We start from the raw sequence: 18,912 nt of genomic DNA, 5'->3' as shown, positions 1-18,912 counted from the left end.
TCCATGGCTGTGCCTATCAATAAAGGGAGTACGCCAATGCCTGCCCGCGAATTGCAGAAACAACTTGATGAACTGCGCGAGCAATTGGAACAGAACCCGCCGCTTTCCGAACCGGAGCGCGAGAATCTGCATCAACTGATGATTCAGCTCGAAGCCGAGATCGAACTGGATAATTCGCTTCAGAATGCCGACCTGGTCGATGGTGTGAACCTGGCCGTCGAGCGCTTCGAACTGGATCACCCCACTATTGCCGGGACGTTGCGCAACATCGTACAAGCCTTGGGCAACATGGGGATCTAAACCCGCCAGATGCAAAAAAGCCCCGCTATTGATAGCGGGGCTTTTCATTTTTCACGATATGAAATGTAATCCCCTGTGGGAGCGAGCCCGCTCGCGATAGGTGGCTCAGCCAACATCAATGCTGAATGTGCCTGACTCATCGCGAGCAGGCTCGCTCCCACAGGATTATTTATTGCCGGACCAGGCGATGGTTCGGCAGCTGCACCTCTTCGGTACTGCGATACGGGTTGATGTCCAGCCCACCCCGCCGCACATAGCGCGCATACACCGTCAATTTTTCCGGTTTGAGCAAGCGTTGCAGGTCGAGAAAGATCCGCTCCACGCACTGTTCGTGGAAATCCGAATGCTGGCGGAAGCTGACGATGTAGGCCAGCAAGCTGGCAGGGTCCAGCGCTGCACCGCGATATTGCACTGCAACGCTGCCCCAGTCCGGCTGGCTCGTCACCGGGCAATTGGATTTGAGCAGATGGCTGTGCAGGCTTTGCTCCACGATGCGCGAATCATCGCAGCGCAGCAGCTCCGGGCGCGGATGCTCGTAGGAGTCGACGGTGATGTCCAAGTCATCGATGCACACGCCGGGTAGTGCCACGACCCCTTCACTTTCCACGTCCTTGAGGCTGCGGATGCGCACGCCCACCGGTTTACCGGCGGCCGCCGACAGGTCCTGACGCAAGGTCGCTTCCAGGCTCGCGGTATCAGCGAATGGCGTCTGGTTCAGCGAGTTGAGGTACAGCTTGAAGGATTTGGATTCGATGATGTTCGGTGAATCCGCCGCGATTGCGAATTCACCAATGGCCACCACCGGTTTGCCAGACGGCAGCAGCCATGACAGCTCGAAACAGTTCCAGAAATCCACGCCCTTGTACGGCAGGGTCTCGGCCGTCAGGCCCAGTTCCGCCCATTTCGCGGTGCGCGGGATCGGAAACAGCAGTGACGGCGTGTACGTGGCGATGTATTCGCTGGATTTGCCCAGCGGCGAATGTTCGGCTGCGGGATGCATGACGGAAACCTGACTGAAGAATCAGCCAATTCTATCAGCCTTTGCCCCAGCCTTTGAGTGCTTACTGACTGACTGTCAGCTTGCCTTTCATCCCGGCCTGGTAATGGCCGGGCACATTACAGGCGAACTCCAGCCGCATGGCCTTGTTGAAGGTCCAGGTCAGCTCGGCGGTTTTGCCCGGCTCCACCAGCACACTGTTGGGGTCTTCATGGCGCATGCCGACCTCCCCGTGCCCCATGGAGTCATGGGCCATCCCTTGCTTCATTGCGGTCGGGGTCAGTTGTCCGCTCTGTTGCATCTTGAGCATTTCCTGCTGATGCTGGGCGTGCATCGCGGCATTGCCCAGGTTGAACTCATGCAGCAACTGACCTTTATTGATCAGCACGAACCGAACGGTCTCGCCAGCCTTGATATCAAGTGCACCGGGGTCGAAGGTCATGTCCCCCATCACCACATCGATGCTGCGACTGGCCTTGGCCGCCGAGGCAGGCTGGCCGAAATCAAAATGGCCCGGTGACGCCCACGTGGGCGTACTGAGCACCAGTGCAAAGGCGGTCAGGATCAAGCGGTTTGCCATTAACATGTCCATACTCCTGTCAGATTCAGCGTGTGAGAACTCTATCTCTGCACACCTGCCAATCGGCTTACGGCTCGATTACAACTTTGTCAGGTAGAGCCACGGCCACGTCCGACGCGGTATAACGCCCTCGTTCCAACAACGCCTTGAGCTGCCCATGAAACTGCTGATCGTCGAAGACCAAACCAAAACCGGCCAGTACCTGCGCCAGGGCCTGACCGAAGCCGGGTTCAACGCCGACCTGGTGGCCGATGGCATTACCGGCCAGCAATTGGCCTTGAGCGGTGAATATGCCTTGCTGATCCTCGATGTGATGCTGCCCGGCCGCGATGGCTGGCAGATTTTGCAGGCCGTGCGCGGCGCCGGCCTGGATACGCCGGTGCTGTTTCTCACCGCGCGGGATGCGGTCCAGGATCGCGTGCATGGCCTGGAGTTGGGCGCCGACGATTACCTGGTCAAACCCTTTGCCTTTTCCGAACTGCTGGCGCGAGTCCGCAGCCTGTTGCGCCGTGGTAGTTCGACGCCCCAGGAAACCAGCTTGCGACTGGCGGATCTACGCCTGGACCTGATCCGCCGCCGCGTCGAACGCAGCGGCCAGCGCATCGACCTCACGGCCAAGGAGTTCGCGTTGCTGGAAATGCTCCTGCGTCGCCAGGGCGAGGTCCTGCCCAAATCCCTGATTGCTTCCCAGGTCTGGGATATGAATTTCGACAGCGACACCAACGTCATCGAAGTCGCGATACGGCGCCTGCGAATCAAGATCGACGACGATTTCCCCAGCAAGCTGATCCACACCGTGCGGGGCATGGGGTATGTCCTTGAAGAGCGCAACCTGTGAGGGGGCGTTGGTCGCTGAGCAGCCGGCTGGCGCTGCTGTTCGCCGCCTGCACCGCCGTGGTCTCCCTGTTTGCCGGCGTGCTGTTCAGCCGTGGCAGCGAGGCGCACTTCATCGAGCTGGATCAGCAACTGCTCGAAGGCAAACTGATCGGCCTGCGTCGCGCCCTGCAGGGGCTTGATGCCGAGCAAACCCAAAACCGTCTGGCAGATGAACTCAGTCGCCAGGCCGACCTGGCCTTGCGCATCAAGGATAGCGATGGCGTGCGCTGGTACGACAGTTCGCTGCGGATTCCGGCTCAGTTGCCGGAGCGTCCCGGCCTGTCCACCCTCAGCGATGCCGACACTGACTACCGGGTATTGAATGCACCGCTGTACCCCGACCGCCCGGACTCGCCGCAACTGACGCTGCTGCTGGACATCACCCACCACCAGCACTTCCTGCAACGCATGCAGCGCCTGATCTGGCTGACGGTCGGCCTCTCGGCCCTGGCTACCGCCCTGCTCGGCGCCTGGGCCGCCCGCCGCGGCTTGCGACCGTTGCGGCGTATGGGGGCCATCGCCGGCAGCGTCTCGGCCCGCTCGCTCAATGCCCGACTGCCGGAAGAACACATGCCCGCCGAACTGGCGGAACTGGCCCACAGCATCAATGACATGCTCCGACGTCTCGATGACGCGTTTCAACGGCTCTCGGCGTTCTCTGCCGACATCGCCCATGAACTGCGCACCCCTTTATCGAACCTGCTGACCCACACCCAGGTCACCCTCACCCGCGAACGCTCGCTGGAGGATTATCGCGAAGCATTGCACAGCAATCTTGAAGAGCTGCAATGGATGGCGCAGTTGGTCAACGACATGCTTTACCTGGCCAAGGCTGACCACGGCTTGCTGGCACCCAGCCGCGAACCGCTGGAACTGGCTCAGGAAGTGGATCTGCTGCTCGAGTTTTTCGCCCCGCTGGCCGAAGACGCCCACGTCCGCTTGAGCCGTGAAGGCAACGGCCGCATCGACGGAGACCGCAGCATGTTGCGCCGGGCGCTGTCCAATCTGCTGGACAATGCTTTGCGCTTCACGCCTGACGGTGGCGAAGTACGGGTACATATTGTCGAGGGCGTTGGGCAGGTGCATGTGAACGTGGAGAACAGCGGTGACGGGATTTCAGCGCATTTGCTGCCGCGTTTGTTCGACCGTTTCTATCGCGCCGACCCGGCCCGCCAGGAAGGCAGCAGTGAACACGCCGGGCTGGGGCTGGCTATCACCCGCTCCATCGTCCGCGCCCATGGCGGGCAGATCCGCTGCGAATCGGCCGATGGCTGGACGCGGTTTTTGATTGAGTTGCCGAAGGAAGATTAAGCCCAACGCAAACCCTGGTGGCGAGGGGATTTATCCCCGCTGGGTCGCGAAGCGGCCCTAAACCCTGGCACCTGGGTGTAGCAGGCAGGTTGAGTTGACTGTATTGGGGCTGCTTCGCAGCCCAGCGGGGATAAATCCCCTCGCCACAGAGAGTGTCGCCCTTGGCACAAGGTTTTGCGCTGATTCAGGAATAGCGCAACGCCTGCGCCGGCTCGACCTTCGCTGCACGCCAGGCCGGGTAAACCGTGGCGAGGAAGCTCAGGATGAACCCGGCCGAGCAGATCAGCACTACATCACCGCGTTGAAGCTCCGAAGGCAGGTTGCTGACGAAATACACGTCGGAACTGAAAATATGCTGGCCAGTGACCCTTTCCACCCAACCCACTAAATCACTGACGTTCAGTGCCGCAATCACCCCCAGCACGCCGCCAATCAGCGTGCCGACCACGCCAATCACCGTGCCCTGGACCATGAAAATCGCCATGATCTGCCGCGGCGTGGCGCCGATGGTGCGCAGGATCGCGATATCCGCGCCCTTGTCGTTCACCACCATGATCAGGGTCGCGATGATGTTGAAGGCCGCCACTGCGACAATCATCAACAACAGCAGGCCGATCATGGTTTTTTCCATCTTCATTGCACTGAACAGGCTGCCCTGAGTGTGGGTCCAGTCGTCGGCCTTGTAGTCCGCGCCGAGGCCCGTGGCGATGTCGCCGGAAACTCGCGGCGCGGCGTACAGGTCCTTGACCGCCAGGCGCACGCTTTGCACCTGGTTTGGCTGCCAATGTTGCATTTGCGCGGCGTCGGCCACGTGGATCAGTGCCATGGAGCCATCCAGTTCGGCGCCTACCTTGAACACGCCGACCACATTCAAGCGCTGCATCCGCGGGGTGATGCCGCCCGGCGCGGTGCTGATTTCCGGCACGATCAGGGTCAGTTTGTCCCCGACGTTCAAACGGAAGCGCCGAGCAGTGATTTCGCCGATCACTACGCCAAACTCGCCCGGTTTCAAGGCATCGAGACGCCCCTGGACAATATGCTGGGCGACGATGGATACCTTGCCTTCCTGGGCCGGGTCGATGCCGCTGATCTGGATCGGTTGCATCGCGCCTTTATGGCTGAGCATGCCTTCCATTTCAGTGAACGGCACGGCAGCGATCACCTCAGGATTTTTCAGCGCCGCGGCAGCCACCGGCTGCCAGTCGTCGATCGGCTTGACGCCGACGATGGTGGCGTGAGGCACCATGCCCAGGATGCGCGAGCTCATTTCGCGCTGGAAGCCATTCATCACCGACAGCACCACGATCATCGCCAGCACCCCCAGGGCGAGGCCGATCATCGAGGTCATGGAAATGAACGAAACAAAGCGATTGCGGCGCTTGGCGCGGGTATAGCGCGTGCCGATGAAGATCGATAACGGTCTGAACATTCGCGGGGCACCGTATGAAAATAAAAGACCCGGCGCTTGCAGCAAGCGCCGGGTTTCGGTCGGTCAAATGGGCGTCAGGCAACCTTCCTGCAAGTGCAGGACGCGGTCCATCTGCCGGGCCAGGTTCATGTCGTGGGTCACCACCAGGAACGCGGTACGCATTGAGGTACTGAGTTCCAGCATCAGGTCCTGAATGCCTTGGGCGGTGTGGGAGTCGAGGTTGCCGGTCGGCTCGTCGAGCATCACCAGCCCCGGCTTGTTGACCAGGGCCCGGGCAATCGCCACGCGCTGGCGCTCGCCACCGGACAACTCCGCCGGCTTGTGCTCCAGACGATGGCCCAACCCGACCCGCTCCAACAACGCCGTGGCCCGCTGGCGGGCTTCAGGGATCGCGGTGCGACCGATCAGCAGCGGCATGCAGACGTTCTCCAGCGCGGTGAACTCCGGCAGCAAATGGTGGAACTGGTAAACGAAGCCCAGGGAACGGTTGCGCAGCAGGCCACGGGCCTTCTCGTTCAGCGCCGAGAGTTCCTCGCCGGCCAGCCAGACACTGCCGGCAGTCGGTGTATCGAGGCCGCCCAACAGATTGAGCAAGGTACTTTTGCCCGACCCGGACGTACCGACAATCGCCACACGCTCGCCCGGATGCAGCTCCAGCTGCAAGCCCGACAACACCACCACCGATTCCGGCCCCTCCTCGTAGGATTTGCCCAGGTTACGGCAGCTCAAGATTGCTTTTTCACTCATACCCGACTCACTCATAACGTAACGCCTCCGCAGGCTGGGTGCGCGCGGCACGCCAGGCTGGATACAGGGTGGCGAGGAAACTCAGGACCAACGCGGCGCCGCAGACCATCAACACATCGTCTGTCTGCAACTGCGACGGCAGGTAGTCGATGAAGTACACGTCGGCGTTGAGAAACTTGTGCCCGATCAGGCCTTCGAGAGCGGCAATCGCGGCGCTGACGTTCAGCGCGGCAAACATCCCGACCAAGGCGCCGACCACCGTACCGATCACGCCAATGACCGTGCCCTGGACCATGAAGATCCGCATGATCTGCCCCGGTGTAGCGCCAAGGGTGCGCAGGATGGCGATGTCGCCTTTCTTGTCATTCACCACCATCACCAGGGTGGAGATGATGTTGAACGCGGCAACGGCGACGATCAGCAGCAATAGCAGGCCGATCATGGCTTTTTCCATGCGGATCGCCTGGTACAGGTTGCCGTGGGTGCGGGTCCAGTCTCGGGCGTAGTAGCGGTCTTCGCCGAGCTGCTGGGCGATGGTCCACGCGACGCGCGGCGCCTGGAACAGATCATCGAACTTCAGCCGCAGGCCCTGGACCTGATCCGGCTTCCAGCGATGCAGGCGCGCCAGGTCCTGAAGGTTGGTGACGCCCAGGTAACCGTCCAGCTCGCCGGCGCCGACATGGAAAATGCCGACCACGGTAAAGCGCTTCATGCGCGGGAACATACCGCCCGGGGTCACGGTGACTTCCGGTGCCACGAAGGTCAGCTTGTCGCCGATGGCGGCGCCGAGCTTGGCAGCGGCCTTGTCACCGATGACGATGCCAAAGCTGCCCGGCGCCAGGTCGTCGAGTTTGCCCTGCTTCATGAAGTTGTCGATGATCGACACCTGCCGCTCAAGCCCAGGGTCAATGCCATTGAGCAAGACCTTGGAAACCTTGCCATTGTGGGTCAGCAGCCCCTGCATCTGGGTGAACGGCGCAACCGCCAGCACCTGCGGGTTCTGCTTGACCTTGGCGGCCAGGCTCGGCCAGTCGCTGATGGCTTCGCCGGTTTCGAGGGTGGCGTGGGGCACCATGCCCAGCACGCGAGTGCGCATCTCATGGTCGAACCCGTTCATCACCGACAGCACGACGATCATCACGACCACGCCAAGGGCCAGCCCGATGATTGAAGTCAGGGAAATGAACGATACGAAATGATTGCGACGTTTTGCACGGGTATAACGCGTGCCGATAAATACGAAGAGAGGTCTGAACATGTCGGGGCTTGTTCGGAGGGAAAAGGAACGTCCTTGTGGCGGGGGTCACAAACCAGCTTTACACTCAGACCACCGCCGCTACCATGGGTTCGCCATGTCGACATTAGATGAAGAAGATCGCCGCGAATACTACCGTATCGAGGACACGATCGCACTGGAAATTCGGCCCCTCTCCATTCCTGAAGCTGCTGGCCAGGAAGTGTTGCAGGATGCTTCTCCACTGTTCAATCTGCTCAGCGAATTGCACCTGAGCGAATTCGAATCGCAACACCTGCTGCGCCAGATCAGCGAGCGCGAGCGCAGCATCGCGGCTTACCTCAAGGCGATGAATAAACGCATCGACCTGCTCAGTCAGGTCATTGCCCTGACGGCGCTCGGCGAAATCGGCGAACCGCAGCCGGTGATCATCTCCGAGGGCGGCATCGACTTCCAGCACGCCACGCCTGTCGGCGTTGGCACGCACCTGTCGATCAAGATGGTGCTGATGCCCCAGGCCCTGGGGCTGTTGCTCCGGGCCCGGGTCACTCATTGCGACCCCAAGGGCGACGGCTATGACGTGGGCACCGAGTTCGAACGCCCCACCGACGCCCAGCGCCAGTTACTGGCCCGCTACATCCTGCAGAAACAGGCGCAAGAGCGACGCCTGGCGCGGGAACTGAACGAATCCGGCATCAATAAGGAAGAACCGTGACCCTCATTTATGGCCACCGTGGCGCCAAGGGCGAAGCGCCAGAAAATACCCTGACCGGTTTTCAGGAGTGCCTCAAGCACGGCGTGCGCCGATGCGAGCTGGACCTGCACCTTTCAATGGACGGCGAGTTGATGGTGATCCACGACCCGACCCTCAAGCGCACCACCGATCGCCGGGGCAAGGTGGTGGAGCATTCGGCCGCCGAGCTGGTGACCTACGATGCGCGCAAGGGTGGCCCGGGCTGGATCAAGCCGTGCCCGATCCCGCGCCTGGAGGAGCTGTTCGAAAAATGTGATTTCGAGCATTGGCAACTGGAGGTCAAGAGTGCCTCACGCACCCGCGCCGCCGCCACCGTGCTGGGGATCCGCGAAATGGCCCAGCGTTTCGGGTTGCTGGACAAAATCACCATCACCTCCAGCTCCCGGGAAGTGCTCAAGGCTGCCCTGGACCTGACCCCGGACATCTCCCGCGGGCTGGTGGCCGAATACGCCTGGCTCGACCCACTGAAGGTCGCCCAGAGTTACGGCTGCGAGATTCTGGCGCTCAACTGGACGCTGTGTACGCCGGAACGCCTGATCAAGGCCCAGCGTCAGGGGTTGCATGTATCAGTGTGGACCGTCAACGAACCCGCGCTGATGCGCAGGCTCGCCGACTTCGGCGTTGACAGCCTGATTACAGACTTTCCCGGTTTGGCCACTGCCACCCTCGAGAATTGCTGAAATCGGTCTCCCCGGCCGGCTCAGGCCACCGGCCGGAGCCGCTCAAAAAAGCCGGTTGAGCCCGTCATAGGCCGCTACCCGATAGGCTTCGGCCATGGTCGGGTAGTTGAAGGTCGTGTTGACGAAGTATTTCAGCGTGTTCAACTCGCCCGGCTGGTTCATGATCGCCTGGCCGATGTGAACGATCTCCGACGCCTGGTAACCGAAGCAGTGCACGCCCAGCACTTCCAGCGTCTCGCGGTGGAACAGGATCTTCAGCATGCCCTGCGGCTCTCCGGCGATCTGCGCCCGCGCCATGCTCTTGAAGAAGGCCTTGCCCACTTCATAGGGCACCTTGGCCTGGGTCAGCTCCTGCTCGTTCTTGCCGATCGAGCTGATCTCCGGAATGGTGTAGATGCCGGTCGGTACGTCGTTGACGAAGCGCCAGCTCCCGTTGTCGACAATGCTGCCGGCCGCTGAACGGCCCTGGTCATGGGCGGCGCTGGCCAGGCTCGGCCAACCGATCACGTCACCGGCGCCGTAGATGTTCGTCACACAGGTGCGGTAGTTCTCGTCAACTTCGATCTGGCCACGGCTGTTGACCTTCACGCCGATGTTTTCCAGGCCCAGGGTGTCGGTGTTGCCGGTACGGCCGTTGCACCAGAGCAAGGCGTCGGCCTTGATTTTCTTGCCGGACTTGAGGTGCAGGATCACGCCGTTGTCCACGCCTTCGACGCGGTCGTAGTCCTCGTTGTGCCGCACGGTGATGTTGTTGTTGCTGAAGTGATAGCTCAGGGCCTGGGAGATTTCCGAGTCCAGGAAGCTCAGCAACTGGCCGCGGTTATCCACCAGCTCCACCAGCACACCGAGGCCGCTGAAGATCGAGGCGTATTCGCAACCGATCACCCCGGCGCCGTAGACAATCAGCTTACGCGGGGTGTGGCCCAGGCTCAGGATCGTGTCGCTATCGTAGATACGTGCGTGGTTGAAATCGATATCGGCCGGACGATACGGGCGCGAGCCGGTGGCGATGATGATGTGCTTGGCCACCAGCTTTTCGACCACGCCATTGCCGCAGACCACTTCAACGGTCTGCTCATCGGCAAAGCTGCCGGTGCCAAAGAACACGTCGACCCGGTTGCGGGCGTAGTAACCGGTGCGCGAGGCGACTTGCTTGGAGATCACCTTCTCGGCGCTCTTGAGCACGTCCGGGAAGGAGAACCAGCGCGGCTCGCCGATGGCGCGAAACATCGGGTTGGTGTTGAACTGCATGATCTGCCGGACCGAGTGACGCAAGGCCTTGGACGGGATGGTGCCCAAGTGGGTGCAGTTGCCACCGACCTGCCGACGGCTGTCGACCATCGCGACCTTGCGCCCTGCCTTGGCGGCGTTCATTGCCGCGCCCTCTCCCGCCGGGCCGGAACCCAATACCACCACGTCGTAGTTGTAGACAGCCATGCGTACTCCTCAGAACAGGCCGCGGCGCCACATTTGGCACCACGGCTAAATCATGCCGGCCAGCGACATGAAGGAACAATTTGGGGCCGGTTCATGAGCCCGGCCACAGTCTATAGAAGCGTCAACGCCGCGCACATTACCCCTTGGTCGCGTCGTAGGCTAGTTTTGCCTGCGCTATTTCGCCACAGGTATGCTTTCACAACGCTGTCATCATTGGGTTTTTCCGCGACTGATCCGTTCAAACTCATCATTGGTGCGAACAATAAAACGGTCATTGTCCCGCAATACGAAAAATACCCCGACACCGTATTTTTCGGCATAGTCCCAACCCCGTTCAGGACCGAGAATCAGCAACAGCGTCGATAGTCCATCGGCCATCAACGCCGAAGGATGAATCACCGTGACTGACGCCAGGTTGTGTAGGACTGGTGTACCGGTGCGCGCATCAAAGGTGTGGGAATAACGCCTGCCGCCCTGTTCGAAATATTTGCGGTAGTCGCCCGAGGTGGAAACCCCGTAGCCGTTGACCTCGATGACGCGCTCAGCCACCCGCCGGTCGTCCCGGGGTTCCTCCAAGGCGATACGCCAGACGGCACCATCGGGTTTGCGTCCGGCGGCCTTGAGTTCGCCAGTGACCTCGGCCAGATAGCTGTCGATGCCCAAGGCCTTGAACCGGCTGGCGATCCGGTCGACGGCATAACCGGCGGCGATACTGTTGAAATCGACTTCCACCGCAGCGTCTTTGCACAAGCGGTCGCCGTCGATACGCAGATGAGCATGCCCGACGCGTTGGCGCACCTGGGCCAGGGCTTCTGCGGTCGGTACTTTCTCTGCTCGGGACTGAGGACCGAAGCCCCACAGGTTGAGCAGCGGCTCCACCGTCAGATCGAAAGAGCCGTCGCTTTGGGAGGACAACTGCTCACCCACGCGGATCAACTCCAGGACAGGGCCAGGCATGATCTGGCAGCTATTGGCCGGCAACGCATTGAAACGTTCGATGTCCGAATCGCTGCGATAGGTCGAGAACTGTCGATCCACTTCGGCGAGGATGCTTTCCACCTCGGCCCGCACCGCTTTCGGTGCAGGCGCGGCGGAATGCCTGACGTACTGAATCGAATAGTGGCTGCCCATGGTCGGGCCGTCGAAGCGCTCCAGGGTGTCGCCGTTGCCGCAACCGGACAACACGCCGAGCAGCACCACAAGCCCCATCCATCGTCCAGTTAACAAATCTTCATCCCCCCTCGAAACCGCGCCGGCCATTATGGGCTTCAGCGCCCTTCAGTCCAGATGCAAAAAAACTGTGGGAGCAAAGCTTGCTCGCGACGAACGATAACGCGGGTCTTGCAACTGAACCGTGTCGCCTGCATCGCGAGCAAGCTTTGCTCCCACGGGCTTCCACAGGAACAGCACCTTCATACAAGATTTACCAGAACGAGTACCTACCCATGCCTTCCAACACCAGCAACGGCAAGGCGATCTTTCGCGTTGTCAGCGGCAACTTCCTGGAGATGTTCGACTTCATGGTCTATGGCTTCTACGCCACGGCCATTGCCAAGACGTTCTTCCCGACCGACAGTGCTTTCGCCTCGCTGATGCTGTCCCTGGCCACATTTGGCGCCGGGTTCTTGATGCGCCCGCTGGGGGCGATTTTTCTCGGGGCCTACATCGACCGGCACGGCCGCCGCAAAGGCTTGATCATCACCTTGGCGATGATGGCCGCCGGCACCGTGCTGATCGCTTGTGTGCCGGGTTACACCACCCTCGGCGTGGCGGCACCGCTGCTGGTGCTGCTGGGGCGATTGCTGCAGGGCTTTTCCGCCGGGGTTGAGCTGGGCGGCGTATCGGTGTATCTGGCGGAAATTTCCACGCCGGGGCGCAAGGGTTTCTTTGTCAGTTGGCAATCCGCCAGTCAACAGGCCGCCGTCGTGTTTGCCGGCCTGCTGGGCGTTGGCCTCAATCACTGGCTGAGCCCCCAGGAGATGGGCGAATGGGGCTGGCGCGTGCCGTTCCTGGTGGGTTGCATGATCGTGCCGGTGATATTCGTGATTCGTCGCTCCTTGGAAGAAACACCTGAGTTCCAGGCGAGAAAACATCGCCCTACCCTGTCGCAAATCATCCGTTCCATCGGTCAGAACTTCGGCATCGTCCTGGCGGGCATGGCGCTGGTGGTGATGACCACGGTGTCGTTTTACTTGATCACGGCGTACACGCCGACCTTCGGTAAAGCCGAACTGAACCTGTCGGACCTGGATGCGTTGCTGGTGACGGTATGCATCGGGCTGTCGAACTTCTTCTGGCTGCCGGTGATGGGCGCATTTTCCGACAAGATCGGACGCAAGCCCTTGCTGCTGGGTGCGACTATTCTGGCGATCCTCACGGCATATCCGGCGCTGTCCTGGCTGGTGGCGAACCCCAGCTTCAGCCATTTGCTGATCGTGGAGTTGTGGTTGTCGTTCCTGTATGGATCGTACAACGGTGCCATGGTAGTCGCCTTGACGGAAATCATGCCGCTGGAAGTGCGCACCACCGGTTTCTCCCTGGCCTACAGCCTGGCAACAGCGACCTTCGGCGGGTTTACGCCAGCGGCCTGTACTTATCTGATTCATGTGCTAGGCAACAAGGCCGCGCCAGGGATCTGGCTCAGTGGCGCGGCGGTGTTGGGGCTGATTGCTACCTTGGTGTTGTTCAAGGGTAATCGGCATGAACTGCGCACTGCACAAGCTTCAGTCGTCGGCGGCGCCTGACACATCGCTATCGCGAGCAGGCTCGCTCCCACAGGGATTTACGCGCTCCAATGTGGGAGCGAGCCTGCTCGCGATGAGGCCAGCCCAGGCGACAGAAAACCCAGACAAAAAAAACGCCCCGACAAGTCGGGGCGTTTTCACAAGCGGCTAAAGCTTAGCGCGGGAATGCTGGCGGGTTTACACCGGCCATGTCTTCCATCACGCGAACGACCTGGCAGCTATAACCGAACTCGTTGTCGTACCAGACGTACAGCACAACGCGGTTATCCTGAACGATGGTCGCTTCAGCGTCGACCACACCGGCATGGCGCGAGCCAACGAAGTCGGTGGACACCACTTCCTGGGAATTGACGAAATCGATCTGCTTGTGCAGGTCGGAGTGCAGCGCCATATAGCGCAGGTACTCGTTCATCTCTTCACGGGTGGCGGCTTTCTCAAGGTTCAGGTTGAGGATGGCCATCGACACGTTCGGCGTCGGTACACGGATCGCGTTGCCGGTCAGCTTGCCGGCCAGCTCAGGCAAAGCCTTGGCAGCAGCGGTGGCGGCACCGGTCTCGGTGATCACCATGTTCAGCGCGGCGCTGCGGCCACGACGGTCGCCTTTGTGGAAGTTGTCGATCAGGTTCTGGTCGTTGGTGTACGAGTGAACGGTTTCAACGTGACCGTTGATGATGCCGAACTTGTCGTTCACAGCCTTGAGCACCGGCACGATGGCGTTGGTGGTGCACGAAGCGGCGGAGACGATCTTGTCGTCAGCGGTGATTTCGTTGTGGTTGATGCCGTGAACGATGTTCTTGAGCTTGCCCTTGCCAGGTGCGGTCAGAACAACGCGGTCGACACCCGGGCATGCCAGGTGCTGGCCCAGGCCATCGGCGTCACGCCATACACCGGTGTTGTCCACCAGCAGTGCGTCCTTGATGCCGTACTGGGTGTAATCCACCTCGGTCGGGTTCTTCGCGTAGATCACCTGGATCAGGTTACCGTTGGCCGTGATGGTGTTGTTTTCTTCGTCGATGGTAATGGTGCCGTTGAACGAACCATGGACCGAATCGCGACGCAGCAGGCTGGCGCGCTTGGTCAGGTCGTTCTCCGCGCCTTTGCGCACCACGATGGCACGCAGGCGCAAACCATCGCCACCACCGGTTTTCTCGATCAGGATGCGCGCCAGCAGACGACCGATACGACCGAAGCCGTAGAGCACGACGTCGGTGCCTTTGCGTGCCGAAACGTTTTGCTGGCCAACCACATCAGCCATCTCTTCGCGAACGAACTGCTCGGCGCTACGGCCGTTGCCCTCGTTACGGAATTTGAACGCCAGCTTGCCCAGGTCCACCGAAGCCGCGCCGAGCTTGAGCTCGCTCATGGCCTTGAGCAGAGGGAATGTTTCGTGGACGGAGAGTTCGCTGTCGTCGGAAGAACGGTGGCGAGCAAAGCGGTGAGCCTTGAGAATCGCGATGACAGACTGGTTGATCAGGCTGCGGCCATAGATCGAGCTCACCACGTTGTTATTGCGGTAGAGCTGACCGATGAGAGGGATCATCGCTTCTGCGAGTGCTTCACGATCGATCCATTCACCAAGACACTGGTCGGGCTTCTGAGTCACGGGAACCTTCCACATGTAGGGGCTGAAAAAAGGGGCTACATTATGCCGCCGACTCTTCGGCGGAGCAATGCGCGCCTGTCGCACCGTGGTTTTCCTGTTCGCCAGGGTAGTCTGCGACTGACAGCTGCCCCCTTCCCCCGCTACAATTGCCGACTTTGTCGCAACGCTGGAGCTCAACCTTCCGTGCCCGTTCTGCGTCTCCCGCTTCTCCCTGCCGCGGCAGGTAAACAGCACTGGGGCAACCTGCCCGGTGCCGCCCTGAGCCTGGCCATTGCCGAGGCTGCCAGCGCTGCAAAGCGCTTTACCCTGCTGCTGACCGCCGACAGCCAAAGCGCCGAGCGGCTCGAACAGGAACTGAGTTTCTTCGCCCCGGATTTGCCTGTGCTGCATTTCCCGGACTGGGAAACCCTGCCCTACGATCTGTTTTCGCCCCACCAGGACATCATTTCCCAGCGAATCGCCAGCCTTTATCGATTGCCGGAGCTCAGTCATGGCGTTTTGGTAGTGCCGATCACCACGGCCCTACATCGTCTGGCACCGACCCAGTTTTTGCTCGGCAGCAGCCTGGTGCTGGACATCGGCCAGAAGCTCGACGTCGAGCAAATGCGCAGCCGTCTTGAAGCCAGTGGCTATCGTTGCGTCGACACGGTGTACGAGCACGGCGAGTTCGCGGTACGCGGCGCGCTGATCGATCTGTTCCCGATGGGCAGCAAGTTGCCTTACCGCATCGACCTGTTCGATGACGAAATCGAAACCCTGCGCACCTTCGACCCGGAAAACCAACGCTCCATCGACAAAGGACAGTCGGTGCGCCTGCTGCCGGCCAAGGAATTCCCGCTGCAAAAAGACGCCGTGACCCGCTTCAAGGCGCGCTTTCGCGAACGTTTCGATGTGGATTTCCGTCGCTGCCCGATCTTCCAGGACCTGAGCAGCGGGATCACTCCCGCCGGTATCGAGTACTACCTGCCGCTGTTTTTCGAAGAAACCTCCACCCTGTTCGATTACCTGCCCCAGGACACTCAGGTGTTTTCCCTGCCCGGCATCGAGCAGGCGGCGGAAAACTTCTGGAACGATGTGCGCAATCGCTACGAAGAGCGCCGCGTCGATCCTTCCCGTCCTTTATTGCCACCGGCCGAGCTGTTCCTGCCGGTGGAAGACTGCTTCGCCCGGCTCAAGAACTGGCCACGCGTGGTGGCAAGCCAGCAGGACGTGGAAACGGGCGTCGGCCGCGAACGCTTCCCGGCCAAGGCCTTGCCGGACCTGGCGATCGAAGCCAAGGCCACGCAGCCACTGGCGGCCCTGGCCGGTTTTCTCGACGGTTTCCCCGGCCGCGTGCTGTTCACCGCCGAATCCGCCGGTCGTCGTGAAGTGCTGCTGGAACTGCTTGAACGCCTGAAACTTAGGCCGAAAACCGTCGATAGCTGGCCAGACTTCGTCGCCGGCAAAGACCGCCTGGCGATTACTATCGCGCCGCTGAACGATGGCCTTGTCCTGGAAGACCCGGCCCTGGCGCTGGTGGCCGAAAGCCCATTGTTCGGCCAGCGCGTCATGCAGCGTCGGCGTCGCGAGAAACGTGCCGACGCCGCCAACGACGCGGTCATCAAGAACCTCACCGAGCTGCGCGAAGGCGCGCCAGTGGTGCACATCGACCACGGCGTAGGCCGCTACCTGGGTCTGGCGACCCTGGAAATCGACAACCAGGCCGCCGAGTTCCTCACCCTTGAATACGCCGAAGGCGCCAAGCTCTACGTGCCGGTGGCTAACCTGCACCTGATCGCCCGCTACACCGGTAGCGACGACGCCCTGGCGCCGCTGCATCGGCTGGGTTCGGAAACCTGGCAGAAAGCCAAGCGCAAGGCCGCCGAACAGGTGCGCGACGTGGCCGCCGAGTTGCTGGACATCTATGCCCGTCGCGCCGCCCGCGAGGGCTACGCCTTCGCCGACCCGAAAGCCGACTACGAAACCTTCAGCGCCGGGTTCCCCTTCGAGGAAACCGTCGACCAGCAAACCACCATCGAGGCCGTGCGCGCTGACATGCTCGCGCCCAAACCGATGGACCGGCTGGTGTGCGGCGATGTCGGTTTCGGCAAGACCGAAGTGGCGATGCGCGCCGCATTCATTGCCGTGCACGGCGGCAAGCAGGTGGCAATCCTGGTGCCCACCACCCTGCTTGCCCAGCAGCACTACAACAGTTTCCGCGACCGCTTCGCCGACTGGCCGGTGACCGTGGAGGTGATGAGCCGCTTCAAGTCCACCAAGGAAGTGAACGCGGCGGTGGCCGATCTGGCCGAGGGCAAGATCGACATCGTCATCGGCACGCACAAACTGCTGCAGGACGATGTGAAGATCAAAAACCTGGGGCTGGTGATCATCGACGAAGAGCACCGCTTTGGCGTGCGCCAGAAAGAACAGCTCAAGGCCCTGCGCAGCGAGGTCGACATCCTGACCCTGACGGCCACGCCGATCCCGCGCACGCTGAACATGGCAGTGTCGGGCATGCGTGACCTGTCGATCATCGCCACGCCGCCGGCCCGTCGCCTGTCGGTGCGCACCTTCGTCATGGAGCAGAACAAAAGCACGATCAAGGAAGCCCTGCTGCGCGAGTTGCTGCGTGGCGGCCAGGTCTATTACCTGCACAACGACGTCAAGACCATCGAGAAATGCGCCGCCGACCTGGCTGAGCTGGTGCCGGAAGCCCGCATCGGCATCGGCCACGGGCAGATGCGCGAACGTGAACTCGAACAGGTGATGAGCGATTTCTACCACAAGCGCTTCAACGTGCTGATCGCCTCGACCATCATCGAGACCGGCATCGATGTGCCGAGCGCCAACACCATCATCATCGAGCGCGCCGACAAATTCGGCCTGGCCCAGTTGCACCAGTTGCGCGGTCGGGTCGGGCGCAGTCACCACCAGGCCTACGCCTACCTGTTGACGCCACCGCGCCAGCAGATCACCCCGGACGCGGAAAAGCGCCTGGAAGCCATCGCCAACACCCAGGACCTGGGCGCCGGTTTCGTGCTGGCCACCAACGACCTGGAAATCCGCGGTGCAGGCGAGTTGCTGGGCGACGGCCAGAGCGGCCAGATCCAGGCCGTGGGTTTCACCCTGTACATGGAAATGCTCGAACGGGCGGTCAAGTCGATCCGCAAGGGTGAGCAACCGAACCTCGACCAACCGTTGGGCGGCGGGCCGGAAATCAATCTGCGGGTGCCGGCGCTGATCCCGGAAGACTACCTGCCGGATGTCCACGCACGGCTGATCCTCTACAAACGCATCGCCTCGGCCACTGACGAAGAAGGCCTCAAGGACCTGCAAGTGGAGATGATCGACCGCTTCGGCCTGCTGCCGGAGCCAACCAAGAACCTGGTGCGTACCACCTGGCTCAAGCTCAAGGCCGAGCAACTGGGCATCAAGAAAGTCGACGGCGGCCCCAATGGCGGTCGTATCGAGTTCGAAGCCCAGACGCCGGTCGACCCGCTGGTACTGATCAAGCTGATCCAGGGCCAGCCCAAACGCTACAAGTTCGAAGGTGCCACGATGTTCAAATTCATGGTGCCCATGGAACGCCCGGAAGAGCGTTTCAATACCGTAGAAGCGCTGTTCGAGCGCCTCACTCCGACCCCTGCTTGAAGGACGCCCCATGCGCCTGTTTCGCTCACTGACCTTGTTGATGACCCTGGTCGCTCCCCTGGCGTTTGCCGATGACCTGTATCAGGTTGAAATGATCCTGATGCGCCAGAACGCCGAACCGGCGATTGTCAGCCGCGCCGCACCGGAGGACTGGGACGCGGGCGCGCAACGCCTGGACGCGAAGAGCCAGCGCACGCCTGCATTGGGTCACATCGTGGAAAAACTCAACGCCAGCGGCCAGTACACGGTGCTGATGCACAAAGCCTGGCAGCAGAACCTGGGCGAACAGGGCAGCCGAATCGCCGTCAGTGATGGCGTAGAACAGTTCGGCCAGTTTCCCATCGAAGGAACCCTGGAACTGAAACTGGGGCGGTTTACCGACGTGGACGCCGACTTCTGGATCAACCAGATCGACACCAATGGCCTGGTCACTTCCAGCGAACGCCTCAAACAGCAGAGCCATACCAAAAATGGCCAGTTGAATTTCCTCGACAACGGCCACCTCGGCCTGCTGATCAAAATCACCTCGCTGACTGCGCCTGCGCCACGGCAGGCGCCTGACGTCATTCCGGACTGATCGGCGCGCC

At 61.2% G+C, this 18,912-nt stretch carries 16 protein-coding genes; 8 read left to right on the top strand and 8 right to left on the bottom strand.

Annotation, left to right across the window (positions count from 1 at the left end):
- Window positions 1-36: 36 nt before the first annotated feature.
- A complete protein-coding gene (locus PSH91_RS09375) occupies window positions 37-300 on the top strand; it encodes a DUF4404 family protein (protein WP_047227228.1) in 264 nt (87 codons plus the stop codon).
- Window positions 301-469: 169 nt separating this feature from the next.
- On the opposite strand, the gene queF is transcribed toward PSH91_RS09375, so the two are convergent.
- Together queF and PSH91_RS09365 are read right to left on the bottom strand one after the other, a co-directional pair.
- Window positions 470-1,300 carry an NADPH-dependent 7-cyano-7-deazaguanine reductase QueF gene (queF, locus tag PSH91_RS09370; protein ID WP_139050702.1) on the bottom strand — a complete coding sequence of 277 codons (831 nt, stop codon included), beginning with the start codon at window positions 1,298-1,300 and terminating at the stop codon, window positions 470-472.
- Between the two features lie 61 nt (window positions 1,301-1,361).
- Window positions 1,362-1,883 carry a cupredoxin family protein gene (locus tag PSH91_RS09365; protein WP_305467940.1) on the bottom strand — a complete coding sequence of 174 codons (522 nt, stop codon included), beginning with the start codon at window positions 1,881-1,883 and terminating at the stop codon, window positions 1,362-1,364.
- A gap of 151 nt (window positions 1,884-2,034) precedes the next feature.
- Between PSH91_RS09365 and PSH91_RS09360 the strand changes: the two genes are divergently transcribed.
- On the top strand, window positions 2,035-2,715 hold the full coding sequence (locus tag PSH91_RS09360) for a heavy metal response regulator transcription factor (protein ID WP_047227225.1): 681 nt from the start codon (window positions 2,035-2,037) through the stop codon (window positions 2,713-2,715).
- A complete protein-coding gene (locus PSH91_RS09355) occupies window positions 2,712-4,064 on the top strand; it encodes a heavy metal sensor histidine kinase (RefSeq protein ID WP_305467938.1) in 1,353 nt (450 codons plus the stop codon). The genes PSH91_RS09360 and PSH91_RS09355 overlap by 4 nt, the downstream gene beginning before the upstream one ends.
- Window positions 4,065-4,248: 184 nt before the next feature.
- Here PSH91_RS09355 and PSH91_RS09350 read toward each other — a convergent pair whose 3' ends face one another.
- From PSH91_RS09350 to PSH91_RS09340, 3 genes are all read right to left on the bottom strand, one after another.
- The gene (locus tag PSH91_RS09350; RefSeq protein WP_047227223.1) at window positions 4,249-5,493 is read right to left on the bottom strand and encodes a lipoprotein-releasing ABC transporter permease subunit; all 1,245 of its coding nucleotides are present in this window, start codon (window positions 5,491-5,493) and stop codon (window positions 4,249-4,251) included.
- Between the two features lie 63 nt (window positions 5,494-5,556).
- On the bottom strand, window positions 5,557-6,240 hold the full coding sequence (gene lolD / locus PSH91_RS09345; protein WP_162843734.1) for a lipoprotein-releasing ABC transporter ATP-binding protein LolD: 684 nt from the start codon (window positions 6,238-6,240) through the stop codon (window positions 5,557-5,559).
- A gap of 7 nt (window positions 6,241-6,247) precedes the next feature.
- Window positions 6,248-7,498 (bottom strand): lipoprotein-releasing ABC transporter permease subunit, encoded by a 1,251-nt coding sequence (locus PSH91_RS09340; protein ID WP_047227222.1) that lies wholly within the window; start codon window positions 7,496-7,498, stop codon window positions 6,248-6,250.
- Between the two features lie 94 nt (window positions 7,499-7,592).
- Between PSH91_RS09340 and PSH91_RS09335 the strand changes: the two genes are divergently transcribed.
- The gene (locus PSH91_RS09335; protein ID WP_076385586.1) at window positions 7,593-8,189 is read left to right on the top strand and encodes a PilZ domain-containing protein; all 597 of its coding nucleotides are present in this window, start codon (window positions 7,593-7,595) and stop codon (window positions 8,187-8,189) included.
- Window positions 8,186-8,908 carry a glycerophosphodiester phosphodiesterase family protein gene (locus tag PSH91_RS09330; RefSeq protein WP_047227220.1) on the top strand — a complete coding sequence of 241 codons (723 nt, stop codon included), beginning with the start codon at window positions 8,186-8,188 and terminating at the stop codon, window positions 8,906-8,908. Before PSH91_RS09335 ends, PSH91_RS09330 begins: the two co-directional genes overlap by 4 nt.
- A gap of 42 nt (window positions 8,909-8,950) precedes the next feature.
- Here PSH91_RS09330 and sthA read toward each other — a convergent pair whose 3' ends face one another.
- On the bottom strand, window positions 8,951-10,345 hold the full coding sequence (gene sthA, locus PSH91_RS09325) for a Si-specific NAD(P)(+) transhydrogenase (protein WP_047227219.1): 1,395 nt from the start codon (window positions 10,343-10,345) through the stop codon (window positions 8,951-8,953).
- A 210-nt stretch (window positions 10,346-10,555) separates the two neighbouring features.
- Window positions 10,556-11,554 carry an FAD:protein FMN transferase gene (locus PSH91_RS09320; RefSeq protein ID WP_305467937.1) on the bottom strand — a complete coding sequence of 333 codons (999 nt, stop codon included), beginning with the start codon at window positions 11,552-11,554 and terminating at the stop codon, window positions 10,556-10,558.
- A gap of 236 nt (window positions 11,555-11,790) precedes the next feature.
- Between PSH91_RS09320 and PSH91_RS09315 the strand changes: the two genes are divergently transcribed.
- The gene (locus tag PSH91_RS09315) at window positions 11,791-13,089 is read left to right on the top strand and encodes an MFS transporter (RefSeq protein ID WP_047227218.1); all 1,299 of its coding nucleotides are present in this window, start codon (window positions 11,791-11,793) and stop codon (window positions 13,087-13,089) included.
- Between the two features lie 154 nt (window positions 13,090-13,243).
- Here PSH91_RS09315 and PSH91_RS09310 read toward each other — a convergent pair whose 3' ends face one another.
- Window positions 13,244-14,707 (bottom strand): glyceraldehyde-3-phosphate dehydrogenase, encoded by a 1,464-nt coding sequence (locus PSH91_RS09310; RefSeq protein ID WP_047227217.1) that lies wholly within the window; start codon window positions 14,705-14,707, stop codon window positions 13,244-13,246.
- A 168-nt stretch (window positions 14,708-14,875) separates the two neighbouring features.
- On the opposite strand from PSH91_RS09310, the gene mfd reads away from it, so the two are divergent.
- Window positions 14,876-18,325, top strand: coding sequence for a transcription-repair coupling factor (mfd, locus tag PSH91_RS09305; RefSeq protein ID WP_305467936.1), 3,450 nt, complete (start codon window positions 14,876-14,878; stop codon window positions 18,323-18,325).
- Window positions 18,326-18,335: 10 nt separating this feature from the next.
- Window positions 18,336-18,902: a CsiV family protein gene (locus PSH91_RS09300; protein ID WP_160893006.1), complete on the top strand. Its 567-nt coding sequence runs from the start codon at window positions 18,336-18,338 to the stop codon at window positions 18,900-18,902.
- The last annotated feature ends 10 nt before the right edge of the window (window positions 18,903-18,912 follow it).

The organism is Pseudomonas sp. FP1154 (assembly GCF_030687245.1).
GTDB classification, from domain to species: Bacteria; Pseudomonadota; Gammaproteobacteria; order Pseudomonadales; family Pseudomonadaceae; genus Aquipseudomonas; species Aquipseudomonas rhizophila.
This window is presented reverse-complemented; position numbering and strand designations above follow the sequence as displayed.